This is a genomic window from Microbacterium azadirachtae, from assembly GCF_000956505.1.
GTDB classification, from domain to species: Bacteria; Actinomycetota; Actinomycetes; order Actinomycetales; family Microbacteriaceae; genus Microbacterium; species Microbacterium azadirachtae_A.
On the sequence record NZ_JYIX01000036.1, the window covers coordinates 216,648 to 232,147 of the forward strand.

Here is a 15,500-nt window from a genome sequence, read left to right on the forward strand (position 1 = left end):
TGACATGCCCACCGAAGAGACCCTCGTCCTGGTCAAGCCCGACGGCGTCGCGCGCGGCCTGACCGGCGCGATCCTGGCCCGCATCGAGGCCAAGGGATACGCCCTCGTCGACATCCGCCTCGTCGACCCCGACCGCGACCTCCTCGCCGCGCACTACGCCGAGCACGAGGGCAAGCCGTTCTACGAGCCGCTGCTCGAGTTCATGCTCTCTGGCCCGTCCGTGGCGATCCGCCTGGCAGGCAATCGCGTCATCGAGGGCTTCCGCTCGCTGGCCGGCACGACGGACCCGACCACCGCTGCCCCCGGCACGATCCGGGGCGACTTCGGCCGCGACTGGGGCCTGAAGGTGCAGCAGAACCTGGTGCACGGCTCCGACTCGCCCGAGTCCGCCGCGCGCGAGCTCGGCATCTGGTTCGGCTGAGCCGCCGACACGCAGAACGCCCCCATCCGGCCTCGGCCGCGATGGGGGCGTTCTGCGTCGACGGGGTTCAGCGGAACAGGCGGACGACCTCGCCGACCAGGTCCACGCCGGCGGACTGCGCCAGCAGGATGACGATCACGAACGCGACGATCGAGGCGAGCGGGACCCAGATGCCGAGCCGCTTCGCGCGCTCCTGCGCGCTGCGGCTGATCGGGAAGGTCCCATTCGCGAACAGCTGGAGCACCGTCGCCAGGAACGTCGGGATCACCACGATGTAGGTCAGCCCGCACCACGGGCACAGGGTGTGCAGGGCGAAGAAGCTCTGTCCGATCAGCCAGCAGATGAACACGAACGCGCCGGTGATGCCGAGGCTGAAGAGCCCCCAGAACCAGCGCGGGAAGCGGGCGCCCGCGAGGATCGCGACCCCGACCACGAGCGGGGCCATCCATCCGGTGAGGCCGATGAGGGGGTTCGGGAAGCCGAACACGGAGCCCTGCCACGAATCGAGGTTCGCGCCGCACTGCACGAAGGCACTGATATCGCACCCCAGGGCGGCCTTGGGATTGGCTGCGGTGGCGAACTTGTCGAGGGTGAGCTGGAAGGCGGCCCACCACCCCACGACGCTCGCGATGATGAGCCAGATGGCGTAGCCGACGGGACGGGTGCGCTGTGCGGACATGCCGCGATTATGGCAGTCGCGCTTCTGTGCGACGTGCATGCGGGCGGTCCGGTTCGCGTCGAGTCGGGCATCTTGCCCTGATGGTGCGATAATGGACGGGTCGAACCACCATGATGGCGGTCGACGGATACAGACTTCGGGGGCCCCGGCCCCCAGCGATCAGAGCACATGCCGATCGCAGACCGATTGAGTTCGCGGCGCCGAGTGCGCCGCACGAGAGAATTCACGACGGCCGGGCCGTCGTGCAGGGAGTACGCCAGAGATGGCCGACGAGAACAATGACAACGCCCCCACCCTCGATCTCGACGCGCTGCAGGCGCCGGTAGCTTCCGAGCCCGCAGAGCCGGCGCCCGCGCCGACGGACGAGGACTCCGCTCCCGCCGAGGTCGTGGACGCCGATGCACCCGCCGACGCCGAGAGCGTCGCGGAGCCCGAGGCTGAGACCGAGCCCGCGCTCGAGGTCGAGCCTGCTCCTGAGGCGGAGGCCCAGCCTGCCGCCGAGGCGGAGTCGGCCGCTGACGCGGAGCCCGAGGCTGCGACGGCCGTCGCCCCCGAGGCCGCGATCGAGACGACCGCTGAGGCCGAGCCTGCTGCCGCAGAGCCCGAGGTCGCCCCGGCGGCCGAGCCCGAGCCCGCCCCCCAGGCGGAGCCGGAGGCCGCGACCGCCGTGAGCCTCGGTCTGCTGCCGGAGATCTTCGTCTCGCGCGTCTCGACGCAGCTGCACTTCCACGCTCCCGCGTTCGTGCCGTTCCCGGTCCGCACGCGCGACAGCGGTCAGGACGGCGAGGACAACCGTCGCACCCGCGGGCGTGGCGGCGACAGCGAGCAGCCGCGTCAGCGCCAGCGCGTCGTCGAGTACATCACCGAGCCGAAGGCGATCAAGGGATCCACCCGGCTCGAGGCCAAGAAGCAGCGCCGCCGCGACGGCCGTGACGCCGGCCGACGTCGCCCCGTGGTCACCGAGGCCGAGTTCCTCGCCCGCCGCGAGGCGGTCGACCGCGAGATGATCGTGCGATCCAAGAACGGCCGCACCCAGATCGCCGTTCTCGAGGACAACGTGCTCGTCGAGCACTACGTCGCCCGCAACCAGGACGCCTCGCTGATCGGCAACGTGTACCTGGGACGCGTGCAGAACGTCCTGCCCAGCATGGAGGCGGCGTTCGTCGACATCGGCCGCGGCCGCAACGCCGTGCTGTACTCCGGCGAGGTGGACTGGGACGGCGTCGAGACCGGCAACCAGCCGCGTCGCATCGAGCTCGCCCTCAAGGCGGGCGACCGGGTGCTCGTGCAGGTCACGAAGGATCCGGTGGGCCACAAGGGCGCCCGCCTCACCAGCCAGATCTCGCTGCCCGGCCGCTACCTCGTGTACGTGCCCAACGGATCCATGAACGGCATCTCCCGCAAGCTGCCCGACACCGAGCGCGCGCGCCTCAAGCGCATCCTCAAGGAGGTGCTCCCCGAGTCCAGCGGCGTGATCGTGCGCACCGCGGCCGAGGGTGCGACCGAGGAGCAGCTGACCAACGACGTGCAGCGCCTCACCGCGCAGTGGAGCTACATCCAGAAGCAGGTCGAGAGTCAGCAGGCGCCCGCGCTGCTGCACGCCGAGCCCGACCTGCTCGTCAAGATCGTGCGCGACGTCTTCAACGAGGACTTCACCCGGATGCGGATCCAGGGCGCCGACGCCGGTCACACGATCCGCACCTACCTCGAGGGTGTCGCCCCCGACCTGCTGGACCGGGTCGAGGCGTACGAGGACGTCCGCGATCCGTTCGACGTGTTCCGCGTGACCGAGCAGATCGAGAAGGCGCTGGACCGCAAGGTCTGGCTGCCCTCGGGCGGATCGCTCGTGATCGACCGCACCGAGGCGATGACCGTGGTCGACGTCAACACCGGCAAGTTCGTCGGCTCGGGGGGAAACCTCGAGGAGACCGTCACCAAGAACAACCTCGAGGCCGCGGAGGAGATCGTCCGCCAGCTGCGTCTGCGCGACATCGGCGGCATCATCGTCGTCGACTTCATCGACATGGTGCTCGAGTCCAACCGCGATCTCGTGCTGCGCCGTCTCGTCGAGTGCCTGAGCCGTGACCGCACCAAGCACCAGGTCGCCGAGGTCACCTCGCTCGGCCTCGTGCAGATGACCCGCAAGAAGCTCGGTCTGGGCCTGCTGGAGACCTTCAGCGAGCCCTGCGAGGTGTGCGCGGGCCGCGGTGTGATCGTGCACCACGACCCCGTCGTGAAGCACCGTGCCGCCGCGCCTCAGCAGAGCTCCAACCGTCGTCAGCGCGGTGGGAACGGCTCCGCGAACGCCGGCGCCCCTGCTCCGGCACCGGCTGCGGCGCCGGCGAACGGCGGTACGCACGTCATTCCGGAGGGCGCCAAGTCCGCCCTCGCCCAGATCGCCGCGTCCAGCCGTGCCGCGGGGGAGACGCCGGCGGCAGCCGGTGAGACTCCGGTCGAGCCCGCCGCGGAGGCTCCGTCCGAGCGTGCGGGGCAGGAGCGTGCCAAGAAGCCGCGCAAGAAGCGCGGCTCCGACCGCGGCAAGGCGCCCAAGACGGAGGCGGAGCAGCTGCTCGACTCCGTGCTGGACGCGCTTCCCGAGCCGAAGGCGCCCGGACAGGGCCGCAACCGTCGCCGGGTGACCACCGCCGCGCTGTCCGCGGGCACCGCGATCGTGCACACGACCGAGGCCGCGCCGCAGGCGGACCAGGGCTGACAGCCCCGCAGGACCACGTCAGGAGGGCTCGGCGCTACGGCGCCGGGTCCTCCTCGCCGTTCCCCGCCGGGACCGCGCCGTGGTGCGCGCGCAGGTAGCGCTCGACGCGCCGGTCCGGTGCGAGCCAGATCACGGCCACGATCACGAACGGCACCAGGCCCAGCCACGGCACCACGAACGACAGCGCAAGGCCCGAGAGGTACAGCACGACGGACGCGATCCCCTTCACGTCGCGCCCGAACGCCTCGCGGAACCTCTCGCCGCCGGGCTGCCGCGCGATGGTCCGCTGCAGGATCGTGTAGGCGAGGGCGGCACCCAGCAGATTCAGTCCGTAGACGATCGTCGGCACCTGGGCGACGCGGGTCTCGGTCAGCCACGCGGTGGTGAACGGGTAGAGCGAGAGCCAGAGCAGCAGGTGCAGGTTGGCCCAGAGCACCGTGCCGTTCACGGCGGGGCGCAGCTGGAACAGGTGGTGGTGGTTGCTCCAGTAGATCCCGACGTACACGAAGCTGAGCAGATAGGTGAGCAGCCCCAGTCCCGAGGTGTGCACGAGGTCGGTCCAGGTCGACCCCTTCGGCACGGCGAGTCCGAGCACCATCACCGTGATGATGATCGCGAGGACGCCGTCGCTGAACGCCTCCAGCCTGCTCGAGGTCATCGCGGGAGCCTCGTGTCGTGGTCGTGCCCTTCGGTGCGGTCACGGGCCGGGACGCGGAGGCCTGATGCGATCAGCCGGCGGGTGAGCTCCTTGCCGCCCACGTGCTCGGCGCCGCCCGCGACGAGCCGGTCCAGCGCGTCGGCGGGGACGTCGTAGTGGTCCAGGTCGAACGCCCGGCGGGGGATGTCGTGGCGTGCGGCGAAGGCATGCAGCTCGGCGACGCTGGCGTCGCTCACGAGGTGCGCCCAGAGGCGGCCGTGCGCGGGCCAGATCGCGTCGTCCACGAGGATCGCCATTCCGCGATCCTAGACGCGGGGAGAGGCGTGGAGGCCGATCCGCCCCGCGATCGGATCCGGGATCCCGACACGGCGGCGCTCGCTTTGCGAGGGGACGCCGCATCCGGTAAAGTAGCTCCTTGGTGCACCGCGCCGGACGTCCCACTCGGCCGCCGCGGGATCATGCAACTCGCGCCCGCCACTGCGGATCCCTCTGCTGTGGCGCGATGCAAGCACAGTCTTCCCGTGAGATTACGGAGCGGTTCCGCTCCCCAACGAAACAGGTATGAAGTGGTTTACGCAGTAGTGCGCGCCGGTGGACGCCAGGAGAAGGTCGAGGTCGGCACGATCGTTCAGCTCGACCGCCTGAAGGCGGCCCAGGGCGACAAGGTCGAGCTCGCCGCGGTGCTCCTCGTCGACGGTGACAAGATCACCACCGACGCCGACAAGCTCGCGAAGGTCAAGGTCACCGCCGAGGTCGTCAGCCACCTCCGCGGCCCGAAGATCGTCATCCAGAAGTTCAAGAACAAGACCGGTTACAAGAAGCGCCAGGGTCACCGTCAGGACCTCACGCGCCTCAAGATCACCGGCATCAAGTAAGCACGAAGAGGAGCTGAGAAATGGCACACAAAAAGGGTGCGAGCTCGACCCGCAACGGTCGTGACTCCAATGCACAGCGACTCGGCGTGAAGCGCTTCGGCGGCCAGGCCGTCAACGCCGGCGAGATCCTCGTCCGTCAGCGCGGCACGCACTTCCACCCCGGCGTCAACGTCGGCCGTGGTGGCGACGACACGCTTTTCGCCCTCGCCGCCGGTGCGGTCGAGTTCGGCGCGAAGGGCGGCCGCAAGGTCGTCAACATCGTCGCGGCTGCCGAGTAAGGCTTCCACAGGCCCAGCCTCGGCTGGGCACTGTTCGGAAACGGGGCGGGCTTCGGCTCGCCCCGTTTCCATATTTCCGGGCACGTCCCTTCCCGCCCCCAATCCAGGAGGATCCGCATGGTCACGTTCGTCGACAGGGTGACGCTGCACCTGCGCGCGGGCAAGGGCGGCAACGGCTGCGTGTCCGTGCACCGTGAGAAGTTCAAGCCCCTCGGCGGTCCGGACGGCGGCAAGGGCGGTGACGGCGGCGACATCGTGCTCGTCGCCGACCCGCAGACCGGCACGCTGCTGTCGTATCACCACTCGCCGCACCGCACGTCGCAGAACGGCGGATTCGGCATGGGCGACCACCGCTCCGGCTACGACGGCGAGGACCTCGAGCTGCTCGTGCCGGTGGGCACGGTCGTCAAGACACCGGACGGCGAGATCCTGACCGACATGGTCATCCCGGGGGAGCGCTATGTGGTCGCCGCGGGCGGACACGGCGGCCTCGGCAACGCCTCGCTCGCGACGCCGAAGCGCAAGGCGCCCGGTTTCGCGCTGCTGGGAACGCCCGGCTTCGAGGGCGACGTCGTACTCGAGCTCAAGACCGTCGCCGATGTGGCGCTGGTCGGCTACCCGTCCGCCGGCAAGTCGAGCCTGATCGCGGCGATCTCCGCCGCACGGCCGAAGATCGCGGACTACCCGTTCACCACGCTGCATCCGAACCTCGGCGTCGTGCAGGCCGGAGAGTCGCGCTACACCGTCGCCGACGTCCCCGGTCTCGTCGAGGGCGCGAGCGAGGGCCGCGGCCTCGGGCTGCAGTTCCTGCGGCACGTGGAGCGGTGCTCCGCCCTCCTGCACGTGCTCGACTGCGCCACGCTCGAGCCCGGCCGTGATCCGCTCAGCGACCTCGACGTGATCCTCGCCGAGCTCGCCGCCTACGAGGTGCCCGAGGGACAGGTCCCGCTGCTCGAGCGCCCCCAGGTGATCGCGCTCAACAAGATCGACGTCCCGGAGGCCCGCGAGCTCGCCGACTTCGTGCGTCCCGAGCTCGAGGAGCGCGGCTTCCGCGTGTTCGAGATCTCCACCGTGTCGCACGAGGGGCTGCGGCCGCTGACCTTCGCCCTCGGCGAGATCGTCGACGAGCACCGCGCCGAGCTGGCTGCGGCCGCCGCCGCGCCCAAGGAGCGCGTCGTCATCCGACCGCGCGGCTCGAAGCGCGAGTTCGAGATCCGCGTCGAGGGCGGCAGCTACGGCAACGTGTACCGAATCCTCGGCGACAAGCCGGTGCGCTGGGTGCAGCAGACGGACTTCCAGAACGAGGAGGCCGTGGGCTTCCTCGCCGACAGGCTCGAGAAGCTCGGCGTCGAGGACGAACTGTTCCGCCTGGGCGCCGAGCGCGGATCCACCGTCGTGATCGGCCCCGGCGAGAGCATCGTGTTCGACTGGGAGCCGCAGATGTCGTCGGCCGCAGAGCTCATCACCTCGCCGCGCGGTCTGGACTCGCGCTTCGACCCGAACACCCGCCGCACCACGAACGAGCGCCGCGAGCGGTACCACGAGCGCATGGACGCGAAGGCGGCCGCCCGGGCCGAGCTCGAGGAGCAGCGCCTCGCCAGGGGCGCCGCAGCGGGGGAGGACGCCGGCATCGAGGACATCGAGTGACGGCGCTGACCAGGGCCGATCTGCCGACGGCGGCGCGGATCGTCGTCAAGGTCGGATCCTCCTCGATCAGCGGTGAGGCGGCCTGGCGGATCCCGCTGCTCGTAGAGGCGCTCGCAGAGGCGCACGCGCGCGGCACCGAGATCGTCCTGGTGTCCTCCGGCGCGATCGCGACAGGGATCCCGTTCCTGCAGCTCGACGCCAGGCCCACCGACCTGGCCACGCAGCAGGCTGCGGCCGCCGTCGGGCAGAACGTGCTGATCTACCGCTACCAGGAGGCCCTGCACCCGCACGGCATCGTGGCGGGGCAGGTGCTGCTGACCACGGGCGACCTGGAGCATCCGACATCGCGCAGCAACGCGCGCCGTGCCATGGAACGCCTGCTCGGCCTGCGCGTGCTGCCGATCGTGAACGAGAACGACACCGTGGCCACGCAGGAGATCCGTTTCGGGGACAACGACCGGCTCGGCGCACTCGTGGCGCAGCTGACCGGGGCCGATGCGCTCGTCCTCCTCAGCGATGTGGAGTCGCTCTACACCCGGCCGCCGTCCGACCCGACCGCCGAACCGCTCGACATCGTCGCGGCGGGCGCGGACCTGTCCGGACTCGAGTTCGGCGCGACCGTCGTGAACAGCGTCGGCACCGGCGGGGCGGCGACCAAGGTCTCCGCCGCCCGCCTGGCCGCCGCGAGCGGCATCGGCGTGCTGGTGACCAGCGCGGATCTGGTCGCGGAGGCGCTCTCCGGCGCCGAGATCGGCACCTGGTTCGAGCCCGCGGTCTGATTCCGTCATCCGGGCCTCCGCGGCGCGGCGCGTGGGTACACTGACCGCATGTCCACCGTGATCGCCGACTTCGCCGTGCCCGCAGACGCCTCCGCGCAGGACGGGACGGAATCGCCCGAGACGCGGATGCGCGCCGCCAAGGAGGCGTCCCGTGAGGTCGCGCGACTCACGAGCGCCGGCAAGGCGGCCGCCCTGCACGCGATCGCCGACGCGCTCACGGCTTCCTCGGCCGACATCATCGCCGCCAACGCCCGCGACCTCGCGCGCGGCGCGGAGGACGGCATCGGCGACGGGCTCCTCGACCGGCTCCGTCTGGACGAGAAGCGGATCGAGGCGCTCGCGGCGGCCGTCCGCGAGGTCGCGGCCCTGCCGGACCCCGTCGGCCGCGTCGTCGGCGGGCATCGCATGCCCAACGGCGTCGCCCTCGAACAGGTGCGGGTGCCCTTCGGCGTGGTCGGCGCGATCTACGAGGCCCGCCCCAACGTCACTGTCGACATCGCCGCTCTCGCGCTGCGCTCGGGCAACGCGGCCGTGCTGCGCGGGGGCAGCGCCGCCAAGGAGAGCAACACCGTGCTCGTGCGCGTCATGCGCGACGCCCTCGCTGCAGCAGGGGTGACCGCAGAGGCGATCCAGACCGTGGACGACTTCGGCCGCGCCGGCGCCACGGCGATGATGCACGCCCGCGGTCTCATCGACGTGCTCGTGCCGCGCGGAAGTGCAGGGCTCATCGAGACCGTCGTGACCGAATCCACGGTCCCCGTGATCGAGACCGGGGCCGGCGTGGTGCACATCGTGCTGGACGAGACCGCGCCGCTGGACTGGGCGCGCGACATCGTCGTGAACGCCAAGGTGCAGCGCCCCAGCGTGTGCAACGCGGTGGAGACCGTCCTGGTGCTCCGCGCCGCCGCCGACCGGCTCGTGCCCGAGGTCGCGGAGGCGCTGATCGCGCAGGGCGTCACGATCCACGGTGACGAGGACGTCCGCCGGCTCGTGCCCGCGGCGGTCCCGACGACCGACGAGGACTGGGCCACCGAGCACATGAGCCTCGACCTGTCGATGCGCGTGGTGGACGATCTCGACGGCGCCCTCGCGCACATCCGGCGGTACAGCACGGGGCACACCGAGTCGATCATCAGCACGGACGCCCTCGCGATCGAGCGCTTCCTGGCCGAGGTCGACTCGGCCGTGGTGATGGCGAACGCGTCGACGCGGTTCACGGACGGGGGCGAGTTCGGCTTCGGCGCCGAGGTGGGCATCTCCACGCAGAAGCTGCACGCCAGAGGCCCGATGGGACTCGCCGAGCTGACCAGCACCAAGTGGCTCGCGCGCGGAGCGGGGCAGACGCGCGGCTGAGGGCTAGACTGAGGAGCTGAGATCCACCCTGATCACTCTGGAGAATCGATGAACCTCGTCGCACAGCTCGTGCAGACCGCCGCAGAGACCACCGAGCACCACGGCAACGTGGCGCTGGAGACCCTTCCGTTCGGTCTGATCGCCGCCGGCGTGTTCGCGCTGCTCGGCCTGGTCGCGCTCTCCTACCGCAACGTCGCCAACCGCCACGACCGCAAGGCGCAGGCGTGGGCGGCGGAGCACGGTCACGAAGGACACGGGGCCGGTCACGGTCACTGAGCTGATCCGATGACGACCACTCCTGCGCCGCGGATCGGCGTGATGGGCGGAACTTTCGACCCCATCCATCACGGTCACCTCGTCGCCGCCAGCGAAGTGGCGCACTCGTTCGGACTGGACGAGGTCGTCTTCGTGCCCACGGGTCAGCCGTGGCAGAAGAGCGATGTGTCGGACAGCGAGCACCGCTATCTGATGACGGTCATCGCGACGGCCTCGAACCCGTCGTTCACCGTCAGCCGCGTGGACATCGATCGTGAGGGCCCGACCTACACGATCGACACGCTGCGGGATCTGAAGACCCAGCGCCCCGATGCGGAGTTCTTCTTCATCACCGGCGCAGACGCCGTGGCGCAGATTCTCAGCTGGAGGGATCATGATGAACTGTGGGATCTGGCCCACTTCGTCGCGGTTTCCCGACCAGGTCACGTGCTGAGCACGGACGGTCTGCCCAGCGACGACGTCAGCCAACTCGAAGTCCCCGCCCTCGCGATCTCGTCGACCGATTGCCGATCCCGCGTCCGCGAGGGGGATCCCGTCTGGTACCTCGTGCCGGACGGTGTGGTCCAGTACATCGCGAAGCATCACCTTTATCGGAGCACGTCATGAGCACATCGGATCAGCACGCGAACATTGCTGATCAGTCAGCCGGCAGCACCCAACTCACCCGCAAGCAGCTGCGGGAGGTGCGCCTCACCGGATCGACCCCGATCGTCACTCCGGAGGAGGCGGAGGCGTCGCGCTTGCAGAGCGTTGCGGCGGCTGCCGCGGCTGCGCCGGTGGCGGAGCCCGTCCTCGAGGCCCCCGTTGCGGAGCCCGTCGTCGAGGCCCCTGTCGTCGAGGCCCCTGTCGTCGAGGCCCCTGTCGCTGAGCCCGCTGTTGCTGAGCCCGCTGCACTGGCTCCCGCGCCGGCCGCGCCGGCCGACGTCGACTCCCAGGACTCCGCCGAGGGCGATGAGCCGCTCACGCGTCGCCAGAAGCGCGAGCAGGAGCGGCTCCGCACCGGCGCTCTGCCGGTGTCCGATCCGTCCGCCCAGGGCGCTCCGAGCGCGCCTGCCCCCGCTGCCGAGCCCGTTGCGGCTCCTGCCACGGCGGCCCCCTCGTTCGCCCCGCCGGTGGTCCCGGCCGCGGCGCCTGTCGCATCCGAGCCCGCGCCGGCCGTGCCCGCGACGCCCGCGGCGTCCGAGATGATCACCGACGTTCCGCGGCCCAGCTACCCGAGCCGTCGCCGGTCGTTCGAATCCACCGCGCCCGTGTCTGCCCCGGAGCCCGACGAGCAGGACGGCGTCGACGACGCCGAACAGGGCGTCGCCCCGGTCTCGGTCTCCTCGGTCGTGCGCGCCGAGGAGGAGACAGGACGCACGTGGCACGCGGATCCCGTCGCCGCCGCGCCTCAGCCCGTCGAGGGCACGCGGTCCTCCCGTCCGGCCGATACGGCTCCCGCCTCGGTGCTGCCCGCGGTCCCCGCCGCAGGCCCGACGCCCGCGCCGGACGCCGACCCGGTGAGCCTGCCCTTCTCGTCCGAGCAGACGGCGCTCTGGTCGGCAGCGGCGGACTCCGCCGCTGAGGCTCCGCAGATCCCCGCCGCTCCGACTCCGGCCGCACCCGCCGCGGCCGCGCCGCGCCCCGTACCGCAGACCGCACCTGTCGCGGGTTCCGCGTCCACGGTCAGCGCTGGTTTCGGCCAGCGCGTGCTCGCCGAGCAGGCGCGCACTCCGCAGGCCGACTCCTTCGACGCGCTGATCGGCGACTCCACGGGCTCGCACCACGCCGCACCGAACGCGCTGATCTTCCAGCAGGCGCCTGCGGGTCTGTCGCTGTCGGGTCCCGTCGCCTCCACCGGAGAGATCCTCGTCACCGGCAGCTACGACCTTCCTTCGGGCCTCGGCTCGCGCGGCCACGCCGACGGCGTCGCCGACGGCAAGGAGGTCGACGCCGTGCTCGTCGACGGCGAGCTCGCTCCCGCGTCCTCGCCCACCCCGATCGCCGCCAGCGCGGCGATCGGCACGATCAAGCCCGCCGGCGAGGTCATCCGCCCGCCCGAGCCCGAAAAGGGCAACAAGCTCATGCTCGCTCTGACCATCACCGCCGGCGCTCTCGCCGTCGCCCTGGTCGGCGCGCTCATCGTCGCCATCACCACAGGAGCGTTCTCTTCATGATGCAGTCGCCGTCCGCCGCAGACATGCTGCAGATCGCCGCCGACGCGGCCCGTTCCAAGGGCGGAGAGGATCTGCTCGCGCTGAACGTGTCGGAGCCGCTGCCGCTCGTCGACATCTTCCTCCTCGTCACCGGCAACAGCGAGCGCAACGTCGCCGCGATCGCCGACGAGGTCGAGGACAAGATGATCGAGGCGGGCCACAAGCGCGTCCGTCGCGAGGGCCGCAGTGAGGCACGCTGGGTGCTGCTCGACTTCGGCGACCTCATCGTGCACGTCTTCCACGAGGAGGAGCGCACGTATTACGGTCTGGAGCGCCTCTGGAAGGACTGCCCCGTCGTGCCGATCGCCGAGCCCGCGCCGCTCGGCGTGCCCGCCGAGCGGGACTGATCCGGCGAGGATCCGCGATCCGCGAGTAGGGTCGAGCCGTGGGACGGATCACGACGCTGCGGCCGGTCACCCGGATCGCCCTGGGGGAGGGCGTGCATCGTCGCGCCGACACGCTCGCGGTCGAGGAACCGCTCGAGATCCGGATCGGCGGTGTGCCGCTCGCGGTCACGATGCGGACCCCCGGCCATGACGTCGAACTCGCGATCGGATTCCTCGTCTCGGAGGGCGTGATCTCGGAGAGGGCCGACTTCCGCGCCGCGATCCACTGCGGCGGTCCCGGCACCGGCGGCGCCGAGAACACCTACAACGTGCTCGACACGTCGCTCGCCCCCGGGGTGCGGCTGCCCGGCGCCGACGAGGCGCGCCGCTTCTACACGACCAGTTCGTGCGGCGTGTGCGGCAAAGCCAGCATCGACGCGGTGCGGACGGTGTCGCACTACGACGTCGTACAGGACGACGTCGAGGTCGAGGCGGGATGGATCGCGGAGCTGCCGGACCGGCTCCGCGCCGAACAGGCCGCTTTCGACAAGACCGGGGGACTGCACGCCGCCGCCCTCTTCGACGCCGTCAGCGGCGAGCTGCTCGTGATCCGGGAGGACGTGGGCCGGCACAACGCCGTGGACAAGGTGGTCGGCTGGGCGCTTCAGGAGGGGCGGCTCCCGCTACGTTCGACCGTGCTGCAGGTGTCGGGACGGGCGAGTTTCGAGCTCGTGCAGAAGGCCGTCATGGCGGGGATCCCGATCCTCTCGGCGGTCTCGGCACCGTCCTCGCTGGCGGCGGAGCTCGCCGAGCAGACCGGTCTGACGCTGCTCGGCTTCGTGCGAGGACGATCCATGAACGTGTACGCGCATGCGCAGCGCGTGCTGATCGATGCGGCGACGCAGGGCGAGGAGCCCGTGCGGGAAGGACAGGCAGAGCGATGAGCGACGACGTGGACGCGCGCGGAGGAACGGCCTTCGGGCTCATGCCGGACGAGCCCCGACAGGGCGGCTACGGGCCGCGCACGACGGCGGCCTGGTCGCGGAAGCCCTACCGTCACCCTGCCGCGGGCTGGGGCGCGGCGAAGTCGGTCGGTCAGGTGCTGCTGCGCGAGCGCGAGCCGATCGCGGGTTCCGGCGCGATGCTCATCATGAACCACGGCGTCTCGGGATACGACTGCCCCGGCTGTGCCTGGCCGGACGATCCGGGCAATCTGCGCCTGGACATCTGCGAGAACGGGATCAAGCACGTCACGTGGGAGATGACGCACAAGCGCGTCGACCGGCAGTTCTTCGCGTCGCACACGGTCGCCGAGCTGTCCTCGTGGACGGACTTCGACCTCGAGGATCAGGGGCGCCTCACCGAGCCGATGAGCTACGACGCCGCGAGCGACCGGTACGTGCCGATCTCCTGGGACGACGCGTTCGCGCTCATAGGCGAAGAACTGCAGGGTCTCGCCAGTCCTGACGAGGCCAGCTTCTACACCTCGGGACGCCTGAGCAACGAGGCGACGTTCCTGTATCAGCTCATGGTGCGCGAGTATGGCACCAACAACCTCCCGGACTGCTCGAACATGTGCCACGAGGCCTCGGGGCGTGCGCTGAAGGCCTCGCTCGCCACGGGCAAGGGAACCGCGGATCTGCGTGACTGGGACGAGTGCGACGCGCTCTTCGTCCTGGGCGTGAACGCCGCGTCGAACGCCCCGCGCATGCTGACGGCGCTGTCCGACGCCGTCCGTCGCGGCGCGCAGGTGGTGCACGTCAACCCGCTCGTCGAGGTCGGGGCGACGCGGACGATCGTGCCGCACGACTTCGTCGACATGGCCCTGTTCAAGAGCACCGCCACCAGCACGATGAACCTGCAGGTGCGCCTCGGCGGCGATCTCGCGCTCATCCGCGGGATGGCGAAAGTCGTCTTCGAGGCGGCAGAGGCGGATCCCACCGTCCTCGACACCGCATTCCTCCGCGCCTACACGAACGGTCTCGAGGACTACCGGGCGCTGGTCGAGGCCACGCCCTGGGCGGAGCTGGTGCGGCAGTCCGGCCTCAGCGAGGAGCGGATCCGCGAATCCGCGGCGGTCTACCTCGGCTCGGAGCGGACCGTGATCAGCTGGTGCCTCGGCGTGAGTCAGCATGAGCACGGGGTGGACACCGTGCGCGAGATCGTGAACCTGCTGCTGCTGCGCGGCAACATCGGGCGCCCGGGGACCGGGCCGTCGCCCGTGCGCGGGCACAGCAACGTGCAGGGCAACCGCACCTGCGGCATCGACCACCGCCCGCCTGCGTGGACGGATCGGCTGGCGGAGGTCTGCCGCATCGACCCGCCGCGCCATCCCGGTCTGGACACGGTCAAGACGATCCGCGGCATGCACGACGGCACGGTCAAGGTCTTCGTCGGCATGGGCGGCAACTTCGTGCTCGCCGCCCCCGACACGGCGTACACCGCCGAGGCGCTGAGCCGCTGCCGGCTGACGGTGCAGGTGAGCACGAAGCTCAACCGCAGTCACCTCGTCCACGGCGAGAAGGCGCTGATCCTGCCCTGCCTCGGACGCACCGAGCGGGATCAGCAGCAGGCCGGTCCGCAGGGCGTCACGGTCGAGGACGCGATGAGCATGGTGCACCTCTCGGTGGGACGCAAGCGGCCGGCCTCGGCCTACCTGCGCTCTGAGCCCGCGATCATCGCCGGGATCGCGAAGGCCACCCTGCCGGCTTCGCAGACGCCCTGGGACGACTACATCGCCGACTACGACCGGATCAGGGACGTCATGGCGCAGGTCCTCCCCGGCTTCGAGGGCTTCAACGACCTGATCCGCAACCGTCACGGCTTCCGCATCCCGCAGCCGGCCCGCGAGCGCGTGTTCGAGACGGAGTCCGGGCAGGCCGAGTTCTCGCACGCGCCGCTGCCCGATGTGATCCCCGCGTCCGCCGAGACGCTGGTGCTGCAGACCATGCGCTCGCACGACCAGTGGAACACGACGATCTACTCGAGCAACGACCGCTACCGCGGCGTGAAGAACCTGCGCGAGCTGATCTTCCTGCACGAGGAAGACATGCGTTCGAGGGGGATCGCGGAGGGGGATCTCGTCGACATCCGGTCGACCTCGAAGGACGGATCCACCCGTGTCGTGCGCTCCTTCCGCGCGGTGCCCTACGACCTTCCGCAGGGCTGCGCGGCCGGCTACATGCCGGAGTTGAACGTGCTGATCGGGCACGCCGACTTCAGTGCGCAGAGCGACCAGCCGCTCATGAAGAGCATCCAGGTCACCGTCACCCGGTCCGCGGCCCGCGCGGCCTGAGCGCC

General features: G+C 70.7%; 16 protein-coding genes. 13 read left to right on the top strand and 3 right to left on the bottom strand.

Features of this window, described 5'->3' with window-relative positions:
* The first annotated feature begins 4 nt into the window (after positions 1 to 4).
* Positions 5 to 421 carry a nucleoside-diphosphate kinase gene (gene ndk, locus RS86_RS12370; RefSeq protein ID WP_045272553.1) on the top strand — a complete coding sequence of 139 codons (417 nt, stop codon included), beginning with the start codon at positions 5 to 7 and terminating at the stop codon, positions 419 to 421.
* Positions 422 to 488: 67 nt separating this feature from the next.
* Here ndk and RS86_RS12375 read toward each other — a convergent pair whose 3' ends face one another.
* A complete protein-coding gene (locus RS86_RS12375) occupies positions 489 to 1,100 on the bottom strand; it encodes a vitamin K epoxide reductase family protein (RefSeq protein WP_045272554.1) in 612 nt (203 codons plus the stop codon).
* A 262-nt stretch (positions 1,101 to 1,362) separates the two neighbouring features.
* On the opposite strand from RS86_RS12375, the gene RS86_RS12380 reads away from it, so the two are divergent.
* The gene (locus RS86_RS12380) at positions 1,363 to 3,813 is read left to right on the top strand and encodes an Rne/Rng family ribonuclease (protein WP_045272555.1); all 2,451 of its coding nucleotides are present in this window, start codon (positions 1,363 to 1,365) and stop codon (positions 3,811 to 3,813) included.
* Positions 3,814 to 3,847: 34 nt separating this feature from the next.
* Here RS86_RS12380 and RS86_RS12385 read toward each other — a convergent pair whose 3' ends face one another.
* Both RS86_RS12385 and RS86_RS12390 read right to left on the bottom strand, forming a co-directional pair.
* Complete coding sequence (locus RS86_RS12385; protein ID WP_045272556.1) at positions 3,848 to 4,471, bottom strand: TMEM175 family protein; 624 nt, start codon at positions 4,469 to 4,471, stop codon at positions 3,848 to 3,850.
* Positions 4,468 to 4,767, bottom strand: a complete 300-nt coding sequence (locus RS86_RS12390; RefSeq protein WP_045272557.1) for a DUF4031 domain-containing protein — start codon at positions 4,765 to 4,767, stop codon at positions 4,468 to 4,470. Before RS86_RS12390 ends, RS86_RS12385 begins: the two co-directional genes overlap by 4 nt.
* Positions 4,768 to 5,037: 270 nt before the next feature.
* Between RS86_RS12390 and rplU the strand changes: the two genes are divergently transcribed.
* The 11 genes from rplU (at position 5,038) to RS86_RS12445 (ending at position 15,495) form a co-directional block, all read left to right on the top strand.
* Positions 5,038 to 5,346 carry a 50S ribosomal protein L21 gene (rplU, locus tag RS86_RS12395; protein ID WP_045272558.1) on the top strand — a complete coding sequence of 103 codons (309 nt, stop codon included), beginning with the start codon at positions 5,038 to 5,040 and terminating at the stop codon, positions 5,344 to 5,346.
* 20 nt (positions 5,347 to 5,366) lie between these two features.
* On the top strand, positions 5,367 to 5,624 hold the full coding sequence (gene rpmA, locus RS86_RS12400) for a 50S ribosomal protein L27 (RefSeq protein WP_045272559.1): 258 nt from the start codon (positions 5,367 to 5,369) through the stop codon (positions 5,622 to 5,624).
* Positions 5,625 to 5,741: 117 nt separating this feature from the next.
* Entirely contained in the window at positions 5,742 to 7,271 is a 1,530-nt protein-coding gene (gene obgE, locus RS86_RS12405) for a GTPase ObgE (RefSeq protein ID WP_045272560.1), read from the top strand.
* Positions 7,268 to 8,050, top strand: a complete 783-nt coding sequence (proB, locus tag RS86_RS12410; RefSeq protein WP_045272561.1) for a glutamate 5-kinase — start codon at positions 7,268 to 7,270, stop codon at positions 8,048 to 8,050. Before obgE ends, proB begins: the two co-directional genes overlap by 4 nt.
* 48 nt (positions 8,051 to 8,098) lie before the next feature.
* The gene (locus RS86_RS12415; RefSeq protein ID WP_045272562.1) at positions 8,099 to 9,403 is read left to right on the top strand and encodes a glutamate-5-semialdehyde dehydrogenase; all 1,305 of its coding nucleotides are present in this window, start codon (positions 8,099 to 8,101) and stop codon (positions 9,401 to 9,403) included.
* A 48-nt stretch (positions 9,404 to 9,451) separates the two neighbouring features.
* Positions 9,452 to 9,679, top strand: a complete 228-nt coding sequence (locus RS86_RS12420; RefSeq protein ID WP_045272563.1) for a hypothetical protein — start codon at positions 9,452 to 9,454, stop codon at positions 9,677 to 9,679.
* A gap of 9 nt (positions 9,680 to 9,688) precedes the next feature.
* Entirely contained in the window at positions 9,689 to 10,285 is a 597-nt protein-coding gene (gene nadD / locus RS86_RS12425) for a nicotinate-nucleotide adenylyltransferase (RefSeq protein WP_045272564.1), read from the top strand.
* Positions 10,282 to 11,835: a hypothetical protein gene (locus tag RS86_RS20640; protein WP_045272565.1), complete on the top strand. Its 1,554-nt coding sequence runs from the start codon at positions 10,282 to 10,284 to the stop codon at positions 11,833 to 11,835. Before nadD ends, RS86_RS20640 begins: the two co-directional genes overlap by 4 nt.
* Positions 11,832 to 12,221 (top strand): ribosome silencing factor, encoded by a 390-nt coding sequence (gene rsfS / locus RS86_RS12435; RefSeq protein WP_045272566.1) that lies wholly within the window; start codon positions 11,832 to 11,834, stop codon positions 12,219 to 12,221. Before RS86_RS20640 ends, rsfS begins: the two co-directional genes overlap by 4 nt.
* A 38-nt stretch (positions 12,222 to 12,259) precedes the next feature.
* The gene (fdhD, locus tag RS86_RS12440; RefSeq protein WP_045272567.1) at positions 12,260 to 13,144 is read left to right on the top strand and encodes a formate dehydrogenase accessory sulfurtransferase FdhD; all 885 of its coding nucleotides are present in this window, start codon (positions 12,260 to 12,262) and stop codon (positions 13,142 to 13,144) included.
* Positions 13,141 to 15,495, top strand: a complete 2,355-nt coding sequence (locus tag RS86_RS12445) for an FdhF/YdeP family oxidoreductase (protein WP_200892804.1) — start codon at positions 13,141 to 13,143, stop codon at positions 15,493 to 15,495. The genes fdhD and RS86_RS12445 overlap by 4 nt, the downstream gene beginning before the upstream one ends.
* Positions 15,496 to 15,500 lie beyond the last annotated feature (5 nt).

What these genes read in the sequence shown, in the direction of transcription:
- RS86_RS12380 (WP_045272555.1), top strand. Translation starts at nt 1,363, where the DNA reads ATGGCCGACGAGAACAATGACAACGCCCCCACCCTCGATCTCGACGCG.
- RS86_RS12415 (WP_045272562.1), top strand. Translation starts at nt 8,099, where the DNA reads ATGTCCACCGTGATCGCCGACTTCGCCGTGCCCGCAGACGCCTCCGCG.
- rsfS (WP_045272566.1), top strand. Translation starts at nt 11,832, where the DNA reads ATGATGCAGTCGCCGTCCGCCGCAGACATGCTGCAGATCGCCGCCGAC.
- RS86_RS12390 (WP_045272557.1), bottom strand. Translation starts at nt 4,767, where the DNA reads ATGGCGATCCTCGTGGACGACGCGATCTGGCCCGCGCACGGCCGCCTC.
- RS86_RS12385 (WP_045272556.1), bottom strand. Translation starts at nt 4,471, where the DNA reads ATGACCTCGAGCAGGCTGGAGGCGTTCAGCGACGGCGTCCTCGCGATC.
- obgE (WP_045272560.1), top strand. Translation starts at nt 5,742, where the DNA reads ATGGTCACGTTCGTCGACAGGGTGACGCTGCACCTGCGCGCGGGCAAG.
- nadD (WP_045272564.1), top strand. Translation starts at nt 9,689, where the DNA reads ATGACGACCACTCCTGCGCCGCGGATCGGCGTGATGGGCGGAACTTTC.
- RS86_RS12445 (WP_200892804.1), top strand. Translation starts at nt 13,141, where the DNA reads ATGAGCGACGACGTGGACGCGCGCGGAGGAACGGCCTTCGGGCTCATG.
- RS86_RS20640 (WP_045272565.1), top strand. Translation starts at nt 10,282, where the DNA reads ATGAGCACATCGGATCAGCACGCGAACATTGCTGATCAGTCAGCCGGC.
- RS86_RS12420 (WP_045272563.1), top strand. Translation starts at nt 9,452, where the DNA reads ATGAACCTCGTCGCACAGCTCGTGCAGACCGCCGCAGAGACCACCGAG.
- RS86_RS12375 (WP_045272554.1), bottom strand. Translation starts at nt 1,100, where the DNA reads ATGTCCGCACAGCGCACCCGTCCCGTCGGCTACGCCATCTGGCTCATC.
- ndk (WP_045272553.1), top strand. Translation starts at nt 5, where the DNA reads ATGCCCACCGAAGAGACCCTCGTCCTGGTCAAGCCCGACGGCGTCGCG.
- rpmA (WP_045272559.1), top strand. Translation starts at nt 5,367, where the DNA reads ATGGCACACAAAAAGGGTGCGAGCTCGACCCGCAACGGTCGTGACTCC.